Genomic DNA, 17,806 nt, shown 5'->3' with positions numbered 1-17,806 from the left:
CGAACAAACGCAGCATACGAGGAACAACGATGAGGTGCTAGTGAGCATTTCATTTCCGGTTTTTTGATAAAACAAGCATTTCAACAAGACCCGCCAAGGCGGGTTTTAAATAAACGTTAACTAGACGACCGGTCTAATCAAACGAGAAAACTGATTGACTGACAACAATGAAAAGGAAGGATGAGCAATGAACAACTTTGAGTTCTACAATCCCACACGTATCGTTTTTGGCGAAGGTAAAATTGCCGAGCTGGATCGGCTCATCCCAGCCGCAGCAAAAGTTTTGGTTCTTTTCGGTGGCCAGAGTGCACGCAAAACCGGCACCTTAGGTGAAGTTGAACAAGCACTTGGCGAGCGTCAATTTGGCCTGTTCAGTGGTATTGAGCCTAACCCACGCTACGACACGCTAATGAAAGCGGTCGAAAAAGTGCGTGAAGAAGGCTACGACTATCTGCTCGCTGTCGGCGGTGGATCGGTGATCGACGGCACCAAATTTGTTGCAGCAGCAGCGAAATACGATGGCGATGCATGGGACATTCTCACCAGCATGGGCAGCAAAATCGAAGCCGCACTGCCATTTGGCACCGTGCTCACCTTGCCTGCTACTGGCTCAGAAATGAACAAGGGCTCGGTAGTCAATCGCGAGTCAATGCAAGCGAAATTGCCGTTTATGAGCGAATTGGTGTTTCCACAATTCTCAGTGTTGGATCCGGTAAAAACCTATACCTTACCTATCCGTCAAGTCGGCAACGGTGCCGTTGATGCGTTTGTTCACGTGGTTGAGCAATACCTCACTTATCCAGCTAACGCACCGGTACAAGACAGATTCGCCGAAGGCCTGCTACAAACCTTGATCGAGCTTGGCCCACAAGCGCTGGAAACCCCGGAAGATTACAACATCCGTGCCAGCTTGATGTGGACCGCGACTCTCGCGCTGAATGGTTTGATTGGCGTGGGTGTACCACAAGATTGGTCAACCCATATGCTTGGTCACGAGCTGACTGCCCAACATGGTTTGGACCATGCACAAACCCTCGCGGTTGTGTTGCCGGCAATGTTGAATGAGAAGTTTGAGCAAAAACAAGCCAAGCTCGCACAATTTGCTGAGCGTGTCTGGCATATTGAGCAAGGCAGCGAAGCAGAAAAGGCTCAACAAGCGATTGAGAAAACCCGCGATTTCTTTGAGCGCATGAACGTGAAAACACGCATGAGCGACTATGACTTGGACGAAAGCGCGATTGAACCATTGATTGAAAGCTTAACTCAGCACGGCATGACTCAGCTCGGTGAGCACGGCGATGTGACCCCTGATGTTTGCCGCCGCGTGCTGCAAGCCGCGCTTTAATTCCCGTACTGAATAAGGGAGGACACACATGTCATCACCAATGAACCAACGTTTTGTTCTTGCATCGCGCCCCGTGGGGGCGCCTACTGCAGAGAACTTCCGCTTAGAAGAAGTGGATATTCCTGCTCTCGGCAACCATGACGTTTTAATTGAAAACCACCACTTATCTATCGACCCATACATGCGCGGTCGTATGAGTGATGCAAAATCGTACGCCGAGCCGGTGGCAATTGATGGCCTAATGGTCGGTGCTACCGTGGGTAAAGTGCTGGAGTCTAACCATGCCGATTACCACCCGGGTGATTGGGTACTCGCTTACAAAGGTTGGGAAACGCATTCAGTTGTAAACGGCGATACGCTGATCAAACTCAATCCGGATCTGGCGCCGGTTTCTTACGCGCTCGGTATCTTAGGGATGCCAGGCTTTACCGCTTACATGGGCTTACTGGATATTGGCCAGCCCCAAGAAGGCGATACCCTAGTGGTTGCGGCGGCAACCGGTCCCGTCGGCGCAACCGTTGCGCAAATTGGTAAGCTAAAAGGTTGCCACGTAGTAGCGATTGCCGGTGGCGAAGAAAAATGTCAATACGCACGTGAAAACCTCAACGTTGACGCCTGTATCGACCACAAAGCAGACAACTTTGCCGAGCAACTCGCTGAAGCCTGCCCTCAAGGCATTGATATCTATTTTGAAAACGTCGGGGGCAAAGTGTTTGATGGTGTAATGCCACTGCTCAACACCGGTGCTCGCATTCCAGTGTGTGGATTGGTGTCACAGTACAACAACACTGCCTTGCCCGATGGCCCAGATCGCCTCTCACAGTTGATGGGCACCATCTTGGTTAAGCGCTTAACCATCAAAGGTTTTATTATCTTTGATGACTATGCGCACCGCTACCCTGAGTTCGCGCATGATATGGCCAAATGGGTCGGCGAAGGCCAAATTCATTACCGTGAACACGCGGTGGATGGCTTTGAGCAAGCGCCGCAAGCACTGATTGATGTGCTAGAAGGCCGTAACTTCGGCAAGATGGTCGTCAATATCAAATAAAGCTCGCACGCTTTATTTCGCAATACCGAAAACCCTGCCTCCCCCTTAGCGATGGATAGCTAAGGGGGTTTTTATATGCTTATTACGTGTACTTTTTCACATATGCTTTTTCTCACCACATAAATGCACACTGAGGGCTACACTGATGAGAGATGGCTTAATCATCATTGCTGAGCTTAGATAATACTGGCAGTAATAGGCGATCTGTGCGCACGGCAGCCAGTCGAGAAGAAAGGATGTATCTCCAATGCCCACTCCTACCCCAACAATCCGTCACCAAATTGCTTTCGGTCTCGCGCTTGTTCTCGTCATGGCGCTACTCACAATCTATGCGGTGGTCGAATGGAGAGTAAAGCCCGATTTGATTGACCAGCGACACCAAAAAATCGCCATAAGTCAGCATAGCCTCATAGACTTGCTCGATGCCAAACTCGGACAGATCGAACTGTTAACCAGTACGATCGCTTTAAAGAGCACCAACCTTCCCAAGGACGAAGCGCTATTCCGCAGCCTCTTTCCCCCGATCTTTAACAATCATGGCGATCCCACGATTGCCGGTGGGGGGATCTGGCCGGAGCCCAACACCTTCACACCGGGCGTAGAACGACGTAGTTTTTTTTGGGGCCGCACAGGACCCGATATGGAATACTATGATGATTACAACAACCCTGATGGCAAGGGTTACCATAATGAACGCTGGTACCTAGCAGGAAAACAAGCACCTATCGATCGCTGCCGTTGGTCCAACGCCTATATCGACCCGTTTACCAAAGAGCCCATGATTACCTGTACCGTGCCCATGAAAGAAAACGATCGCTTTATTGGGGTGGCAACGGTCGACATGAGGCTGAGCGGCATTGCCGACATTCTGTCTCGTTATGGCAAAGAAAACGATGGCTATGTGTTCGCCTTGGACGCTGATAACAAAGCAATAAGCTTCCCCGAAACAGCGGTAACATTTAATCCTTATCGAAATACGCTGCGAACGGTTACCGAGTTAGAGCAAGCGCTCCCTTGGCTACAAGAAGCGTTGCAGGCAAGCCAATCTCTCCAAGATAGTCAACTGATCACGATAAAGAACGACGGCGTGCTAAACGAAGCCGCTTACGTTCATATTATTAAATACCCTCAAGCCGATTGGGTGATCGGTCTCGTCGTGCCCAAAAGCAAAATGACAGCGGCTGCCGATAGCATGGGACTGTTCCTGATGTTCGCCATTGGCGGGCTGTTGCTCGTTGTGGGAATTATCGCCGCGATTACCGCTCGCAACCTATTAGGTAAAATTCAACAGACCACCCAGCAAATCTGGGAGCTCATTGAGGGTGAAACCACCCAAGAGTTGGCGATAGGTAAGATGAACGAGGTAGGCGAATTGCGCCAAGCCGTTAACGCGTACGGAGAAAAACTTAAGTCACTACTTAGACGACTCGAAGCGATTCAAGAGGAATTGGTTCAGAATGAAAAGTTGGCATCACTCGGCTCGTTGGTCTCTGGCGTGGCGCATGAGTTGAATACACCCATCGGTAACGCCCGGATGTCTTCCACCTCGATACTCGATACCAAACACGAATTCGTTCACAAACTCGAGCAGCCAATCACCCGTGACGACCTCGATCAGTTTCTCACCCATGTTGAAGACGGGACACGTATTATTGAACGTAATATGTTACGGGCCTCCGAATTAATTCGTGCCTTTAAGCAACTCGCGGTGGATCAAACCAGTGACCACAGACGCGACTTTGAACTACATCTGTTGATGAACGAAGTCCTGCTCTCGATGCGACCGACACTTCAGCGCGCGCCACACCAGCTCGAGGTTGCGATTCCAGAAGGCATTCTGCTCAACAGCTACCCGGGCGCACTCACCCAAACGTTGATCAACTTAATTAATAATGCGTTAATTCATGCGTTTATCGGGCGTGACGCTGGGCACATACACGTCATAGCCACCATGGCGACAACCGAGAGTGTGAGTATCCGCATACACGATGATGGCGCAGGAATGACGCCCGATGTACAAAAACGTATTTTTGATCCCTTTTACACCACCCGACTCGGGCAAGGTGGGCCGGGGCTTGGCTTACATATCACCTTCAACCTCGTCACCGGCATCCTCGGTGGTCGCATTGAGGTACAAAGTGAGCCCGAACACGGTAGCTGCTTCACCATTACCCTGCCGCTTATCGCCCCCGAACGCGCCCTACCCAACAGTGAGGGCGCGTCGTGAATTGCGCGGATATGGCGCTATTCAACGCTGAGCTGATCCGCTGTGGGTAATGCAGTCATTGCCCCTTTTTCTGTTGTAGCCAGCGCGCCACAACGGTTGCCTTGGCGCACTGCCTTGGTGACTGCTTCTGGTGTCTGCCACTCAGGCAACTGGGCGAGCGCAGCAAGCAAACCGCCCATAAACGCATCACCTGCGCCTGTGGTGTCCACCACGTTTGCCGGTGTGGTCGGCACCTGCCAAACAGTATGGTTGAACGCGACGCGGGCACCTTCACTGCCCTGTGTCACCACCCACAAAGACACATTCGGTGCGCGCTCAGATAATGCGGCTAACCCTGCTTTCACAGAGTTATTTTCAGTGCGTAGGTGCTTAGTGAGTAAGACAAGCTCATCATCAGACACCTTAACCACATCCGCCAACGGCAAGGCTTGCCACACAATCTCTAACATCTGTGATTCACTTTGCCAAAGATCATCACGCAAATTAGGATCAAAGCTGACAAAGCCACCATTATCACGACATGCTTGCATCGCGCCGAGTGTAGCAGAGCGTGATGGCTCGTTCGCAAGGGCAATGGAGCAAGCATGCAACCACTGCCCTTCTTCGAACAATGGGAAGTCGTACGGCTGAACAAACTGGTCGGCACTGGGCTTAACCATAAAGGTGAAGCTTCGTTCACCATGATCATCCAGCTCGACTAATACAGTTGAGGTACGTTGCGCCTCGTCGCGATGCATAAACGCAATGTCCACACCTTCATTTGCTAAGGTAGTCTGCATAAAACGACCAAGCGGATCGCCACCAACACGGCCAATAAAGCCTGTTTGTCCACCAAGTCGACTGACTGCCACGGCGACGTTAGCCGGGGCACCACCTGGACATTTCAGGTAGTGATGCTCGCCATCAGGGATCAAGTCCACCACGGCATCACCGGTAACCCATACCTTGCTCATTACGCTTGCTCCTCGTTCAAGACTCGATTACGCCGCAGCAGCTTGTGCGTATTTTTTACGGGCGCCCAATACATAAGTTACGGAAAACGCAACGACAAAGGCAATCGCCATACCAATGATATAAGGCACCACACCGTCAGGGCGAATGGAGATGATCCCTGGTAGACCCGCTGCGCCCAACGCTTGTGCTTTCACTTTAAAGAAGGTGACAAAAGCCCCCGCACAGGTCGCACCTGCAAGCGCACCAATAAACGGATAACGGTATTTAAGGTTAATACCAAACATCGCAGGCTCAGTGATCCCGAGCAGTGCTGTCACCCCTGCAGGCATCGCAATCCCTTTCGCTTTGACATCCGCGGTTTTTAGCCCAAACGCTAAACAGGCTGCACCTTGCGCCACATTCGACATCGCCGCGATAGGGAAAATAAAGGTACCGCCAGTGACTGCAATATCGGCCAATAATTGGGTTTCAATCGCGATAAAGCTGTGGTGCATCCCGGTGATCACAAAAGGTGCATACACAAAGCCAAACAAAGCACCGCCAATCATCCCTGCGGATTCATAGACCCAGTTCAGACCATCGCCGAGCAAAAAGCCGAGCTCTCGTGTAAACGGGCCTACCAAGGTAAAGGTGATCAGTCCGGTAATAAAAATCGCCAGCAAGGGGGTCAGCAAGTTATCCAACACTGAGGGAATAATGCGACGTAACCCTTGCTCCACTTGTGCGAGAATATAGGTTGCAACCAGCACCGGCAGCACCGACCCTTGATAACCGACTTTTTCGATCTCAAAGCCAAAGATTTCCCACACCGGGATATCTCCAGACACTGCCGCACCACCAAAGCCCCAGCCATTAAGCAAGTCTGGGTGAACCATTAACATGCCTAACGCGGCCCCCAAAAAGGGGTTAGCACCAAACTTTTTACTCGCAGAAAACGCAAGCAGTACAGGTAAGAACACAAATGGCGCATTAGCGAACGTATTGATCATACTGGCCAGATCACCCATTTGTGGGTAGGCCTCAATCAAGGACTTGCCATCGATAATCAAACCTGGCGCGGTGAGGATGTTGAAAATCCCCATCAACAGACCACCGGCGACAATGGCTGGAATAATGGGAACAAAAATGTCTGACAGCCCTTTTACCGCACGTTGTAGCCAATTTTGTTTCTCGGCACCGGCGGCAGCGACGTCTTTCGACGACATATCTGACTGACCCGTCAATTTGCTGAACTCAGCATAAACATTATTGACAATGCCCGAGCCGAAAATGATCTGTAACTGACCACTGACTTGGAACTGCCCTTTCACACCTTCAATTGATTCAATCGCGCTTAAATCCGCGAGGCTATCATCATGAAGTGCGAGTCTTAGCCGCGTGGCACAATGTGCCGCCGCTGCGATATTTTCTTTTCCACCCAGTTTATCGAGTAGTTGTTGTGCTATTTTTTGGTAGTTCATGGCTACTTCCCCTGCACGCTCTCACTGTCTTTGCCACCGTCGCTATTTTTTCTAATGTGGCCGTCACACGTTCCACACTTTCGGGAACGATCCCGAAAATAATGAGCTGAATCCTTTAATCCATCAAGTATCAGGGATTATGGCTGTGATACCGATCAGTAAATCATGGTGCACCCCCTGCCATATATGTGATATCAATCACTAAAAAAAGGGAGTTTGGATAGGTTTGTTTGCAAAGGAGCACTAAATGCACCGATGATGATGCGCTAAGCAAAGGAGAACTCATGGCTAGCTTGAATGATGTCGCCCGTTTGGCGGGTGTTTCCAAATCAACCGTGTCACGCGTAATTAACCAAGAATATGGCGTGAAACCAGCGACCATTGAAAAAGTGAACCGCGCCATCGAGCAATGCGGCTATGTCGTTAACCAAATCGCTAAGGATTTAAAATCCAATAAAACTAACCTTATCGGTGTCATTGTCCCACGAGTGTCATCCCACGCCATGTCAGCCAGTGTCGATGGCCTGAGTCATGTGTTTGATCAAAAAGGGAAACAAGTGCTTTTGGCTAACACTCGCCAGGACGATCAGCGTATTTGTCATTATCTCGATTTATTCAACCAAAAACGCGTAGAAGGGATCCTACTGTTTGCATCGACACTCAACCCCGCCTTGGTCCAAGCAATTAAGCGCTCGAGTGCACCAGTCGTGGTGATTGGTCAAGATGGCTCTCCTTACAGCATCCCCAGCGTGATTCATGATGATTACCGGGTTGGCTTTTGCGCCGGCGAGCAACTGATTAAAGCCGGTTGTCAACGTATCGGATTCCTAGGTGTGCAAGCCGCAGACATCGCGGTTGATCAGCAGCGCTATCAAGGACTTGAGAATGCGTTGACCACACTCAGTCAAACCGAACCTTTATTCCATTATCAAGGGCAATTCTCGATTCAATCTGGCCATGTCGCGATGACCGCTATGCTCGATCAATATCCAGAGATAGACGGCGTTTTTTGCGCCACCGACCGTATTGCTATTGGTGCCATCCAAGCCCTACAAACACATGGGATCACACCGGGTCACACTGTGAAGCTGATTGGTGTGGGCGATGATGAGCTTGCACACGTGGTATCGCCGAGCCTATCCACCTTTAACTATGCCTTTGATGCGGCAGGCGAAAGCGGCGCAAAAATGTTGCTTGAATTACTGGAAACGGGGCAAAGCCATGTCTCTAAATTAGTGATGGGATTTAACTACGTCAGCCGTGACACCTGCCCCTAAAAAGGCGATGTGTTAAGCAGAAGAGGCACATTTTACTTGCACTCTCACCATCTTATTCGCTATTTTTGGAACGTTCCCGAAAATAGAATTGGATTGGTACGGATAGATGGAAATAACCCCAGCAAGCTTGGTTGATGCGTGCGGTGGCGCAGATAATCTGCGCCGCGTATTGCGTCATCAAGGCAAAATAATCATTGAACTCATCGAGCTTGAGCGCGTAAACCAAGAAACCCTTTCAATCAGTACGATTGACCATTCGCTGCGCCAAATCACACTTGCTCACCCCGTGAATCAGAGCACACTAACGGCACTTGGACGCCTTATCGATCACAACCTGCGAGAGCAAGCCGCGCCCTGCTACGCTTCAACCAGCAAGACAGACTTCCATCGTCCAACTTGGCATATCAGTCCACCTCAAGGGCTGCTCAATGACCCCAATGGTTTTATCTATTTTCAAGGGCACTATCACCTTTTCTATCAGTGGTACCCTTTTGCCTGCGAGCACAAAGACAAATTTTGGGTGCATTTAATCAGCCCTGATGGAGTGCAATGGCACAGCGCGCCCCTCGGCCTTACCCCCAGCGATTGGTATGACAGTCACGGGGTGTTTTCGGGTCACGCCATGGTAATAAACGACGCCTTATGGCTTTATTACACCGGCAACACCCGTATTGGCCCTGAGCGCCTACGCCAAACCACCCAGTGTGTGGCTCGGTCAACCGATGGCATTCACTTTGAAAAGCTTGGGCCAGTGATTGATGCCCCACCTGCTGGCGTCACCGAACATATTCGCGATCCCAAAGTCATTTATGATGGCGAACACTACCGGATGTTACTTGGCGCACAGCGTGAAGACAAAATAGGTCGCCTGGCGCAGTATTCCTCCATTGATGGCCTGCATTGGCGCTACGACGGATTGAGTGGCGACAGCTTCGGCGACCATGGCTATATGTGGGAATGTCCCGATCTGTTCCCATTAAACGACCAATGGCTGTGTATCCTCTGCCCACAAGGCAGCACAGCGCCAACGCCCGATCACCACGTGCCTCACCATAATGGTTACGCCAAAGCCACACTAGAAGCAGACGGCATCAAACTTGATGACTGGCAGATACTGGATCATGGGTTTGATTTTTATGCGCCACAGACAGCTCAGACCCCTGACAATAAGCGCATGCTAATAGCTTGGATGGGTCTCCCAGACGAGGTGGATCAACCCAGTCAAAGTGCGGGCTGGTTGCATCAGTTAACCTGTCCACGTGAGTTACGCTGGGAAAATGGGCAAATTTATCAGCGTCCAGCGACCGCACTGCAACGCCTCAGAGGTCCTCAGCAACTTTTAGTGATTCGCACCGAGAGCGACGCGACCTCCGTGGATTTGGGCACCAAGCAATTTGAGCTCAGTACCAGTCTACCCATTCCAAAAAGCGGACAATACACTCTGTATTTTCACAGTCGCAGTGGCATTGCTTCTCATGCGACATCGACGGAGCCGTCTGGTTGTGCCCTCATCATTGACGGCAACAATCGCACCCTAACGCTTGATAGAAGTACAAGCCTCGCCACGGCAGGAGACACCCGTCGCTGTATTCACTTGCCTGAGCAGTTGGAAGAGTTACCGCTACAAGTCCTCGCCGATACCAGCTCATTAGAGTTTTTTATCAGTAATGGCCAATGGACAATGACTAGTCGTTATTTCAGCGCTACCGACGCGACCTTTCTTGCTGTGACACGCGATCATCACGATGTCCCCCTACCAAAGGAGATTGATTGGTATGCGTTAAAGAAGGCGAGTGTGGGTTAACGTTGCCATACATTTTTTTGTTGCAAAGCTTAAAAACTATGTCATTAATACCGATCTCACGCGACGTTTGATGGGTACAGACCTCGTTCATCAACCAGTATTAATGAAGGAGAACCTATGCTGCTAGCAACACTTGCGATTATCGCTGGATTTGCGTTGTTGGTATGGAGTGCCGACAGATTTGTCGACGGCGCGGCTGCGAGTGCTCAGTACGCCAACGTGCCTCCTTTATTAATCGGCATGTTGGTGGTCGGGTTTGGCACATCCGCGCCAGAAATGGTGGTTTCGGCGATGGCCGCGATGGATGGCAACCCGGCGTTAGCGCTGGGCAATGCGATAGGCTCTAACATCGTCAATATCACCTTAATACTCGGGGTCACCACGCTGATCGCCCCGATTGCGGTGCATTCCACCATTGTCCGTAAAGAATTACCGATTCTTCTCGTCGTCACTTTGGCGCTTGGCGCCATGCTATGGAATTATGCCATTAGCTTTACTGAAGCCTTGATCTTAATCGGTGGATTTTTACTGCTGGTTGGATGGTCCATCAAGCATGCTATGCAAACCAACGACGATCCGCTTGCGCAGGAGGTTAATGCCGAGCTAACCAATCAACCACTTTCTCGAAAACAGGCGTTGACATGGCTGGTGATTGGCCTAGTGCTGCTGATTATTAGCTCGCGGATTTTGGTCTGGGGCGCGGTTGAAATCGCGCAGCAACTCGGCGTGAGTGATTTGATCGTTGGCCTAACAATCGTCGCCCTCGGCACTTCCCTCCCTGAATTGGCAGCGTCTATCATCGCCGCCCGCAAAGGCGAACACGATATCGCCGTGGGCAACGTGGTCGGCTCGAACATGTTCAATGCGCTGGCCGTGATTGGTATCGCCGGCCTTATCGAGCCCATTAACGAGATTGGTAGAGAAGTCTTCTGGCGAGATTGGATGGTGATGCTGGCTGTGACCGTATTGCTGATTTTGGTCTCTGTTCGCTTTGGCAAGACACGCGAAATTAACCGCGCGGAAGGGGTATTACTGCTCGCCTGCTATGTGGGTTACACCAGCATGCTGGTTTATGCGACGTGGTAGGAAATAGATGAGGTTTCGCAAACGTTTAACACACCGAGCTTGATATAGCTCCTACCGAAACGAAAGTCAGTCCAATAAGTAAAACAATTTATTCGATACTGCTCCAATAAGTTGATCTACCTTCCCATCCGGTTCAAATTAGGCCGAGCATTTGTATCGAACTTTGCTAGCATTAGGCACTAAAAAACAGGCACAATAACCTTTATGGGGGTTAGCGCGCACGCAATACACCTGTTATGTCGCTCGTTTGTGATAACGCTCAGTTGGCTCAGAGAAAAACTCAATGAATTACTTCACATCTAAACAGTCTTATCGTTGTCCATTTTTCAAAAGTCCAGAAACATGTAACTGTGCATCCTGTGTTAACCATAGATTGATGCAGGAAAGCAAGGAAGCAATCAAACGTGCAGAAGCAAAGAACTTTGCAGGCGGTGGATCGATACCAAGTGTCAGCACAGTGCCGGAACCAACACCGATTCAAGAAACCACACAGCAAAAAGTAGCACGTCAACGTAAAAATCGAATTGAGGAAACCGAAAAAGGCTGGGAGAAGATACAGGCAGCAATGTTTGACTTAGCTTGGATGCAGTCGCCCAAAACTCAATCTCAAAGTGCGCTATGGAAAGCGCTATTTACCGACGATACATCTAAGGAAAAACAACAACTTATAAAAAAAGCGAACACTCACCTCAACGAGCCTGTTAGAGAAGGAGAAATCGTTGTTATTCCAACCGCAGAGCCAAGGAATACCAAAGAGAAAGAGGCTCTAATCGCGCTCCAAGAAGAGGCGGCAATAGGCAGCCTAGAGCTGGGAAAACTGAGCGATGATTCTCTTTCATTGGTTAATCGTCATTTGGAGCTACTTGACTATTTTGCTGACGACGCCTTGTGTACCATCGATGAAAGCGAGTCCGGTAAGTATTATGATTATGCCTCTATCGGAGTGGGTATCGCCGCCGGATTTGTTCAAAAACATCTCGAGAACATTCAAGGCATCTTGTCAGAGCTCAATGAGCTCTATGTCAACGATTTGGCCAAGAACGGTAAACCCAGTGCCACGTTTTTTGCTCAACGCGCAAGCTTGTTCAAAAAGCTTGATGACTCATTCGCGCGTTTGTCCAAGCGCAGCGTAAAACTCCCCTTATATACCCAAGTTAGGCGTAACCTAAAGCTTTCAACTAAATCCGTCATTCATCACGCTGACGAAATTATTAGCAAAGGCTATGTTAGTAATCTCGGAAAGCGCATCGCGAATATCTCTATTGGGGTAGATGCATCACGCGCTGGTGGTTACGTTGGATTAATGCTAGGTGGTGCAAGTGTCGCAGATAGCATTTATGAAGCCTGTAATGTTGATAGTTATGGTGAATGTGGGAGAACGACTACACGTAAAACTGTAGGATTTATAAGTTCAATCCCCGCAGGCACAGTTGGTGGTCAACTTGCTGCAGCCGGAACAGTATTACTATTGGGAGCCGTGGGGATCGCTTCGGCACCAGTAATTGCAGTCGCCGCGCCAGCAGCTTTTGTAGTAGGCGGCTTTACTGGCGGCCACTATGGTGGCCAAGCTGGTGAGTTCGCTGGCGATAAGCTCTACCAAGTCTACGAGTACATTATGGAGTAATTACATGCATGCACCTGATTTTTTGGATCTTTTAATAATGGGCTCAATACTTATTTTTGGAGGATACGCCTTTTTGTGGGCTGTACCAGCCGTCTTTATACTCGCAATCTTGGCGCTTAATGACATCAAACGCATTGAATTTATAGACCAACAACTTGCTAAAGATGTAAAACAACTTCACAGCAGGCTTGATTATCAATTATCTTATAAGATCGTGAACCGCTTTACTCTTTACTGCGTTTCCTATCCGCTTATTCGATATCGCCAAACGACCCATTCCTGGAAATTCAAATCCTTTATGTGGTTAAACTTTTTAGGGTTTTGGAGCTTAATTTTAGCGATTATATTTTCTTACCTATCCGAATATTTAAATATACCAATCTAATCTTCGTATCTATTTCACACATAGTTACACAACAAGGCGCTGTAACGCTTTACATCAATCGCGACTAGATGAACACTGCGTGGCACAGTACAATGGCAGCTCATGTCGCGTAGAGTCAGTAAAATACTATGAGTAACACGACGGCGAAGAAGCCGAGTCCCCTGTTTGAAATCCTGTTCAACGTTTTTATACCCTCGATCATCTTGATGAAGTTGAGCGGGGATGAATACCTAGGCACAGCCATGGCACTGGTCGTCGCTTTGGCGTTTCCTCTCATATACGGCGGGATGGATCTGGTCCGCAACCAGAAATTCAATTTTATCGCTGCACTTGGCTTTATCAGCGTGTTACTGACAGGCGGTATTGGCTTGTTGGAGCTAGATACGCGTTGGTTAGCCTTAAAAGAGGCGCTGATCCCGGGCCTCATCGGTTTAACCGTATTGGGCTCAACCTTTACCCGCTATCCTCTGATGCAAAAGTTAATATTGAATGACACCGTGCTCAACCTCTCGTTGATTAATCAGCGTTTAAAAGAGAATGGTCAATCCTCGGCCTTTGAACGTTGTCTGATGCGGTCTAACTATCTATTCGCCAGCACCTTTGCGTTCTCATCGGCGATGAATTACTTCCTGGCCACTTGGATCGTGACCAGCCCTGCGGGCACGCCCGCCTTTAATGAAGAGCTGGGTAAGATGACGCTATACAGTTATCCGATGATTGCTATCCCTAGCATGTTGATGATGTTCGGTATTTTCTATTACATTTGGCGTCAGGTACGCGCGATGACATCGCTAGAAACAGAGCAAATCTTCCACCTCAAATAACAACCCTAACACGCCTTACTTTGCCCCCGGCGCTGGGCGTTTCGGCTTTGTTTGAAACTGCTTAATGCTCTTTTTCGCATTCGTGCGTCGGTTGGCTTTCTTGTCGCGAGGAGCGCGTTTACTTTCCCCTATCGATGGTTTGTCTGTCACCGGGAAACCGTCCAGCTCTTGCACGGGCAATGCTCTTTGCGTGAGATGACGAATGGCGTTGAGTGCATCCATTTCACCATGACACACCAAAGACATAGCCACACCTTGTTCACCAGCACGAGCAGTGCGCCCCACGCGGTGAATATAGGTCTCGGCGTGCATGGGCAATTCAACATTAATCACCACCGGTAAGTGTTCAATGTGAATGCCACGCGCTAATAGATCAGTGGCGATCAACACGTTGATTTGGCCAGATTTGAATTGCGCCAGGGCTTGCTCTCGCTCGGTTTGAACTTTATTGCCATGCAGTGCACTGGCCGAGATGCCCGCTTTGTTGAGCTTTTTCGCCAAGCCATCGGCATTTTCTTTCGCTCCCACAAACACCAACACTTGTGACCACGCGTTTTGCTTGATGCATTCAATCAAGGCTTTCGCTTTGCTGCCTTTGTTGACCAAGTAAAGTGTTTCAGTGACCTCTTGATGGGTGCTGTTTTCTTGATGCGCGGCGAGCTGTTTTGGCGCAACCATTAGCTGGTTGGCTTTTTGCTTGAGCGCATCGGAAAACGTCGCTGAAAACATCGCGGTTTGGCGTTTACGTGCAGTTTGCATCGCAATATTTTGCACATCCGGCCAAAAACCCATATCGAGCAAACGATCCGCTTCATCCAAAATAAGATAATGTACCGTGCTCAAATCCAAACCATTATTGGCTAAATCTACCAAGCGCCCTGTCGTCGCCACAAGAATGTTGGGATTGTCCGCCAGTGCTTGTTGTTGCGCCGCTTTATCAACACCGCCACACAAGCAAATGGCACTGAGATCTAAGGCGCTACCCACTTGGTTAATCGCGTCACTGACCTGCATCGCCAGCTCACGCGTTGGCACTAAAATCAGCGCTTGATGCTGAGGGTTTGCGTTTAACGCTTCCAACAAAGGCAAACCGTAGGCAAGCGTTTTGCCGCTACCGGTGTTTGCCAATGCCAATACATCGTTACCCGCTAACAGCTCTGGGATCGCCAACGCTTGAATGGCCGTTGGTTGTTTAAACGTGTTGGGCAGCGCGTGAAGCAATTCAGAACACAATGAGAGAGTAGAAAACGGCATGAACGAGACCTTTATTTAGCGGCAGCCAACATCACAAAGATGCGTGGAAACAGGGCGCGGACTGTACCACACTCTGCTCGATAACCCGCCTATTTTAGATACTCACACCGCGTGTATTCATTTCCATCCTTGACGCCACTTCTCATCATTTTTGAGCTCACGCCAGTCCCGTAGTAAATGATTTTATCGGACTGATAAGTATTATTTCGCGCGTCGACTTATCAGCCCTTAGTCAGCGGGCATGTAATGGGGATGGCTGCTGTTATTGACTGATTTTTGTCAGACGCTCAGACCGTTCTAGCGAATCAGCGCTCATTACTTTAAGTTCAGACGCACCTTCAGCATTCTTCTCAGATAACATTCTGATTCGATCCGCGAGTTGGCTGATCTCTTCTGTTACGTGCGCTTGCTGCCCAGATGCCGCAGCAATGCTTACCGTACGCTCTTTGATATTATCAAACGCTGTGACAATCTCTTCAAAGTGCTCACGTACCACTCCCGCTCGCTCAACCGAAGATTGAGACAACTGATAACTTGATTCAATCACCTCCACACCTTGGCTAGCCGCCGAATGAAGCTGCTGAATAATGCCATCAATTTCGGCGGCCGATTCCTGCGTTTTGGCGGCTAATGAGCGCACTTCATCGGCAACGACTGCAAACCCGCGTCCTTGCTCTCCTGCTCTCGCTGCTTCGATTGCCGCATTCAATGCCAGTAGATTGGTTTGCTCTGAGATCTTTTTGATGACCTCAAGCACTGTTCCAACTTGTTGTGAGTCGGAGGCCAGTTTATCAATTACAGAGGAGGCTTCTTTCAGTGTGGTGGCAAGTTTTGCAATAGCATCACTATTCTCATCCACGGCTAGCTGTCCTTTTGCAACCAATTTCGACGCATCCTCGGCAGTGTCTGCGGCAGTCGCGGTATTGCTGGACACATCAGTAGCACTCGCTGACATTTGGTTGATCGATGCCGCCAGCGTAATATTTTCATTCATTTGCGCAGACGCTTGATCACTCAAATCTTGGCTCAGCGCCTGTAAGCTGTTTGCGCTGGTTTTGACGCCAACGGCTTCTTTCGCGACATCTTCGAGGATTTTTTCAAGATGAGAGCCATATTCGTTGACTGAACGCCGTAACTCACCCATTTCATCAGCGCGAACAATCTCAAGCTTACTCCCTTTGTCGCCTTTAGATAGGCTGTCAACTTGCTGAGTCGTTTCTTTAATACTGCGAACTAGCCTCTGGCCGAGTAGGACCACGACTAGCGCAAAGACAGTCACCAACGGTAACAATGTTATATACAAGCCAGAGCTTACTCGATTTAATGCGGCTAAAGCTTTTGGTTCAGGCAATAACATGCCCACTGTCCAGCCCTGTTCCGACAAAGGAACTTGTACGAGGAGCGAGCGGCTCTCGCCAACCACCCCTTCAGGCAGATAAACCGGCTCGCCGACATCTAGTGCTGATACAAGCGGGGATAGAAGCGGATATTGTCTACTTGCATCGTTCAGGCTTTGCATACTAAGGCTTGAAGAACGCACACCTGGAAACGACAGAATGCGGTCGGTTTGATCGAGCACAAACGCATAGCCTCCAGTTGCCTCGTTTTGGCTAATCAATAAGTCTGACAGGCCGGAGAGCATCAAATCGACTGTCGCAACGCCCCAAAACTGTCCATCTCGACGAATTGCCACGGTACAGGTGACCATTGGTGTGCCAGAAATAGCATCTTCATAGGCAGCAGACCAGGCGCATTGCCCAGCTGGTAGGCCAAGCCCGGCTTGATACCAGCTTTCGTTATGATAACCACTGCCAGCGGGATCATTGTAATCATCTAATAGATCAAGCGAGCCTTGCTCATTACGCGCCCAAAATAAAGAATCACGCGTTTTTCCCGGCGTGAGCTTATCAGGTTCAGGCCAAACACCACCGCCCGCAATCGCGACGTTACCGTAATGATCGACCACAGGCTCGAGGCGTTCAATAAACTGTGCACGATCTAACGGCAATGTTTCCGATAGCGCCGCGAGTGTGTCGGTCAAAACCGCCCCTTCATTCAGTACTGTTGCAATACGTCCTTCAATATTGGTGACGGTCTGTCGAGCGCTAGCCTCTGCCTGCTCTTGCAAAACGGGCTTCGCTACCCACTCCATAACCAGATAAATGGTAAGAAATGACCCCAACAAAAGGGCAAGCGCCATGGCTTTAATCTTACGGCTGATTGTCATGGCAAAATCCTCTACACTGCTATTTGCTTTAAGCGTAGCAGCAAGTAACTCAATTACCATGAAGGTGGATCTTTTCTAACAAAAAACACAAAACGCCCCATGGTGAATGTCATTCACATGGCTGATATTTACGATATCCAGTTCTTTAACGGCCATGTTACCCACCGGCTTCAACTCCCCCAACAACGTCATATACCCAATTAACTTGAAGATGCATGATTGAACATCTGAAAGTTATCGTTAATACGAGACGTCAAAGACCCTGCGATCTCAGGAAGAGTCACAGTA

At 49.4% G+C, this 17,806-nt stretch carries 13 protein-coding genes; 9 read left to right on the top strand and 4 right to left on the bottom strand.

What is annotated here, in order from left to right:
• Positions 1–187: 187 nt before the first annotated feature.
• From BZJ21_RS12420 to BZJ21_RS12410, 3 genes are all read left to right on the top strand, one after another.
• Positions 188–1,345, top strand: coding sequence for an iron-containing alcohol dehydrogenase (locus BZJ21_RS12420; protein WP_021023422.1), 1,158 nt, complete (start codon positions 188–190; stop codon positions 1,343–1,345).
• A 28-nt stretch (positions 1,346–1,373) separates the two neighbouring features.
• Positions 1,374–2,396, top strand: coding sequence for an NADP-dependent oxidoreductase (locus tag BZJ21_RS12415; RefSeq protein WP_077460671.1), 1,023 nt, complete (start codon positions 1,374–1,376; stop codon positions 2,394–2,396).
• 247 nt (positions 2,397–2,643) lie between these two features.
• Positions 2,644–4,623, top strand: coding sequence for a sensor histidine kinase (locus BZJ21_RS12410; RefSeq protein ID WP_077669939.1), 1,980 nt, complete (start codon positions 2,644–2,646; stop codon positions 4,621–4,623).
• 17 nt (positions 4,624–4,640) lie between these two features.
• On the opposite strand, the gene BZJ21_RS12405 is transcribed toward BZJ21_RS12410, so the two are convergent.
• Both BZJ21_RS12405 and BZJ21_RS12400 read right to left on the bottom strand, forming a co-directional pair.
• Positions 4,641–5,576, bottom strand: a complete 936-nt coding sequence (locus tag BZJ21_RS12405) for an aminoimidazole riboside kinase (RefSeq protein ID WP_077669938.1) — start codon at positions 5,574–5,576, stop codon at positions 4,641–4,643.
• Positions 5,577–5,603: 27 nt separating this feature from the next.
• Positions 5,604–7,037: a sucrose-specific PTS transporter subunit IIBC gene (locus BZJ21_RS12400; protein WP_077669937.1), complete on the bottom strand. Its 1,434-nt coding sequence runs from the start codon at positions 7,035–7,037 to the stop codon at positions 5,604–5,606.
• A gap of 284 nt (positions 7,038–7,321) precedes the next feature.
• Here BZJ21_RS12400 and BZJ21_RS12395 point away from each other — a divergent pair, with 284 nt between their 5' ends.
• The 6 genes from BZJ21_RS12395 to BZJ21_RS12370 all read left to right on the top strand — a co-directional run bounded on the left by BZJ21_RS12395 (position 7,322) and on the right by BZJ21_RS12370 (position 14,037).
• The gene (locus tag BZJ21_RS12395; protein WP_077576756.1) at positions 7,322–8,314 is read left to right on the top strand and encodes a LacI family DNA-binding transcriptional regulator; all 993 of its coding nucleotides are present in this window, start codon (positions 7,322–7,324) and stop codon (positions 8,312–8,314) included.
• Positions 8,315–8,420: 106 nt separating this feature from the next.
• On the top strand, positions 8,421–10,118 hold the full coding sequence (locus tag BZJ21_RS12390) for a glycoside hydrolase family 32 protein (protein WP_077669936.1): 1,698 nt from the start codon (positions 8,421–8,423) through the stop codon (positions 10,116–10,118).
• A gap of 117 nt (positions 10,119–10,235) precedes the next feature.
• The gene (locus BZJ21_RS12385) at positions 10,236–11,204 is read left to right on the top strand and encodes a calcium/sodium antiporter (protein WP_077669935.1); all 969 of its coding nucleotides are present in this window, start codon (positions 10,236–10,238) and stop codon (positions 11,202–11,204) included.
• A gap of 283 nt (positions 11,205–11,487) precedes the next feature.
• Complete coding sequence (locus BZJ21_RS12380; protein ID WP_236719562.1) at positions 11,488–12,828, top strand: hypothetical protein; 1,341 nt, start codon at positions 11,488–11,490, stop codon at positions 12,826–12,828.
• Positions 12,829–12,832: 4 nt separating this feature from the next.
• A complete protein-coding gene (locus tag BZJ21_RS12375; protein WP_101494591.1) occupies positions 12,833–13,213 on the top strand; it encodes a hypothetical protein in 381 nt (126 codons plus the stop codon).
• Positions 13,214–13,341: 128 nt separating this feature from the next.
• Positions 13,342–14,037 carry a VC0807 family protein gene (locus tag BZJ21_RS12370; RefSeq protein WP_077460938.1) on the top strand — a complete coding sequence of 232 codons (696 nt, stop codon included), beginning with the start codon at positions 13,342–13,344 and terminating at the stop codon, positions 14,035–14,037.
• A gap of 15 nt (positions 14,038–14,052) precedes the next feature.
• Here the strand turns inward: BZJ21_RS12370 and BZJ21_RS12365 are convergent, their stop codons facing one another.
• Both BZJ21_RS12365 and BZJ21_RS12360 read right to left on the bottom strand, forming a co-directional pair.
• Positions 14,053–15,291 carry a DEAD/DEAH box helicase gene (locus BZJ21_RS12365; protein WP_077669933.1) on the bottom strand — a complete coding sequence of 413 codons (1,239 nt, stop codon included), beginning with the start codon at positions 15,289–15,291 and terminating at the stop codon, positions 14,053–14,055.
• Between the two features lie 262 nt (positions 15,292–15,553).
• Complete coding sequence (locus BZJ21_RS12360; protein WP_077669932.1) at positions 15,554–17,578, bottom strand: methyl-accepting chemotaxis protein; 2,025 nt, start codon at positions 17,576–17,578, stop codon at positions 15,554–15,556.
• Positions 17,579–17,806 lie beyond the last annotated feature (228 nt).

The organism is Salinivibrio costicola subsp. alcaliphilus (genome assembly GCF_001996185.1).
Taxonomy (GTDB): domain Bacteria; phylum Pseudomonadota; class Gammaproteobacteria; order Enterobacterales; family Vibrionaceae; genus Salinivibrio; species Salinivibrio costicola.
Note: the sequence above shows the minus strand (reverse complement) of the source record. Positions and strands in the feature narration are given on the sequence as shown.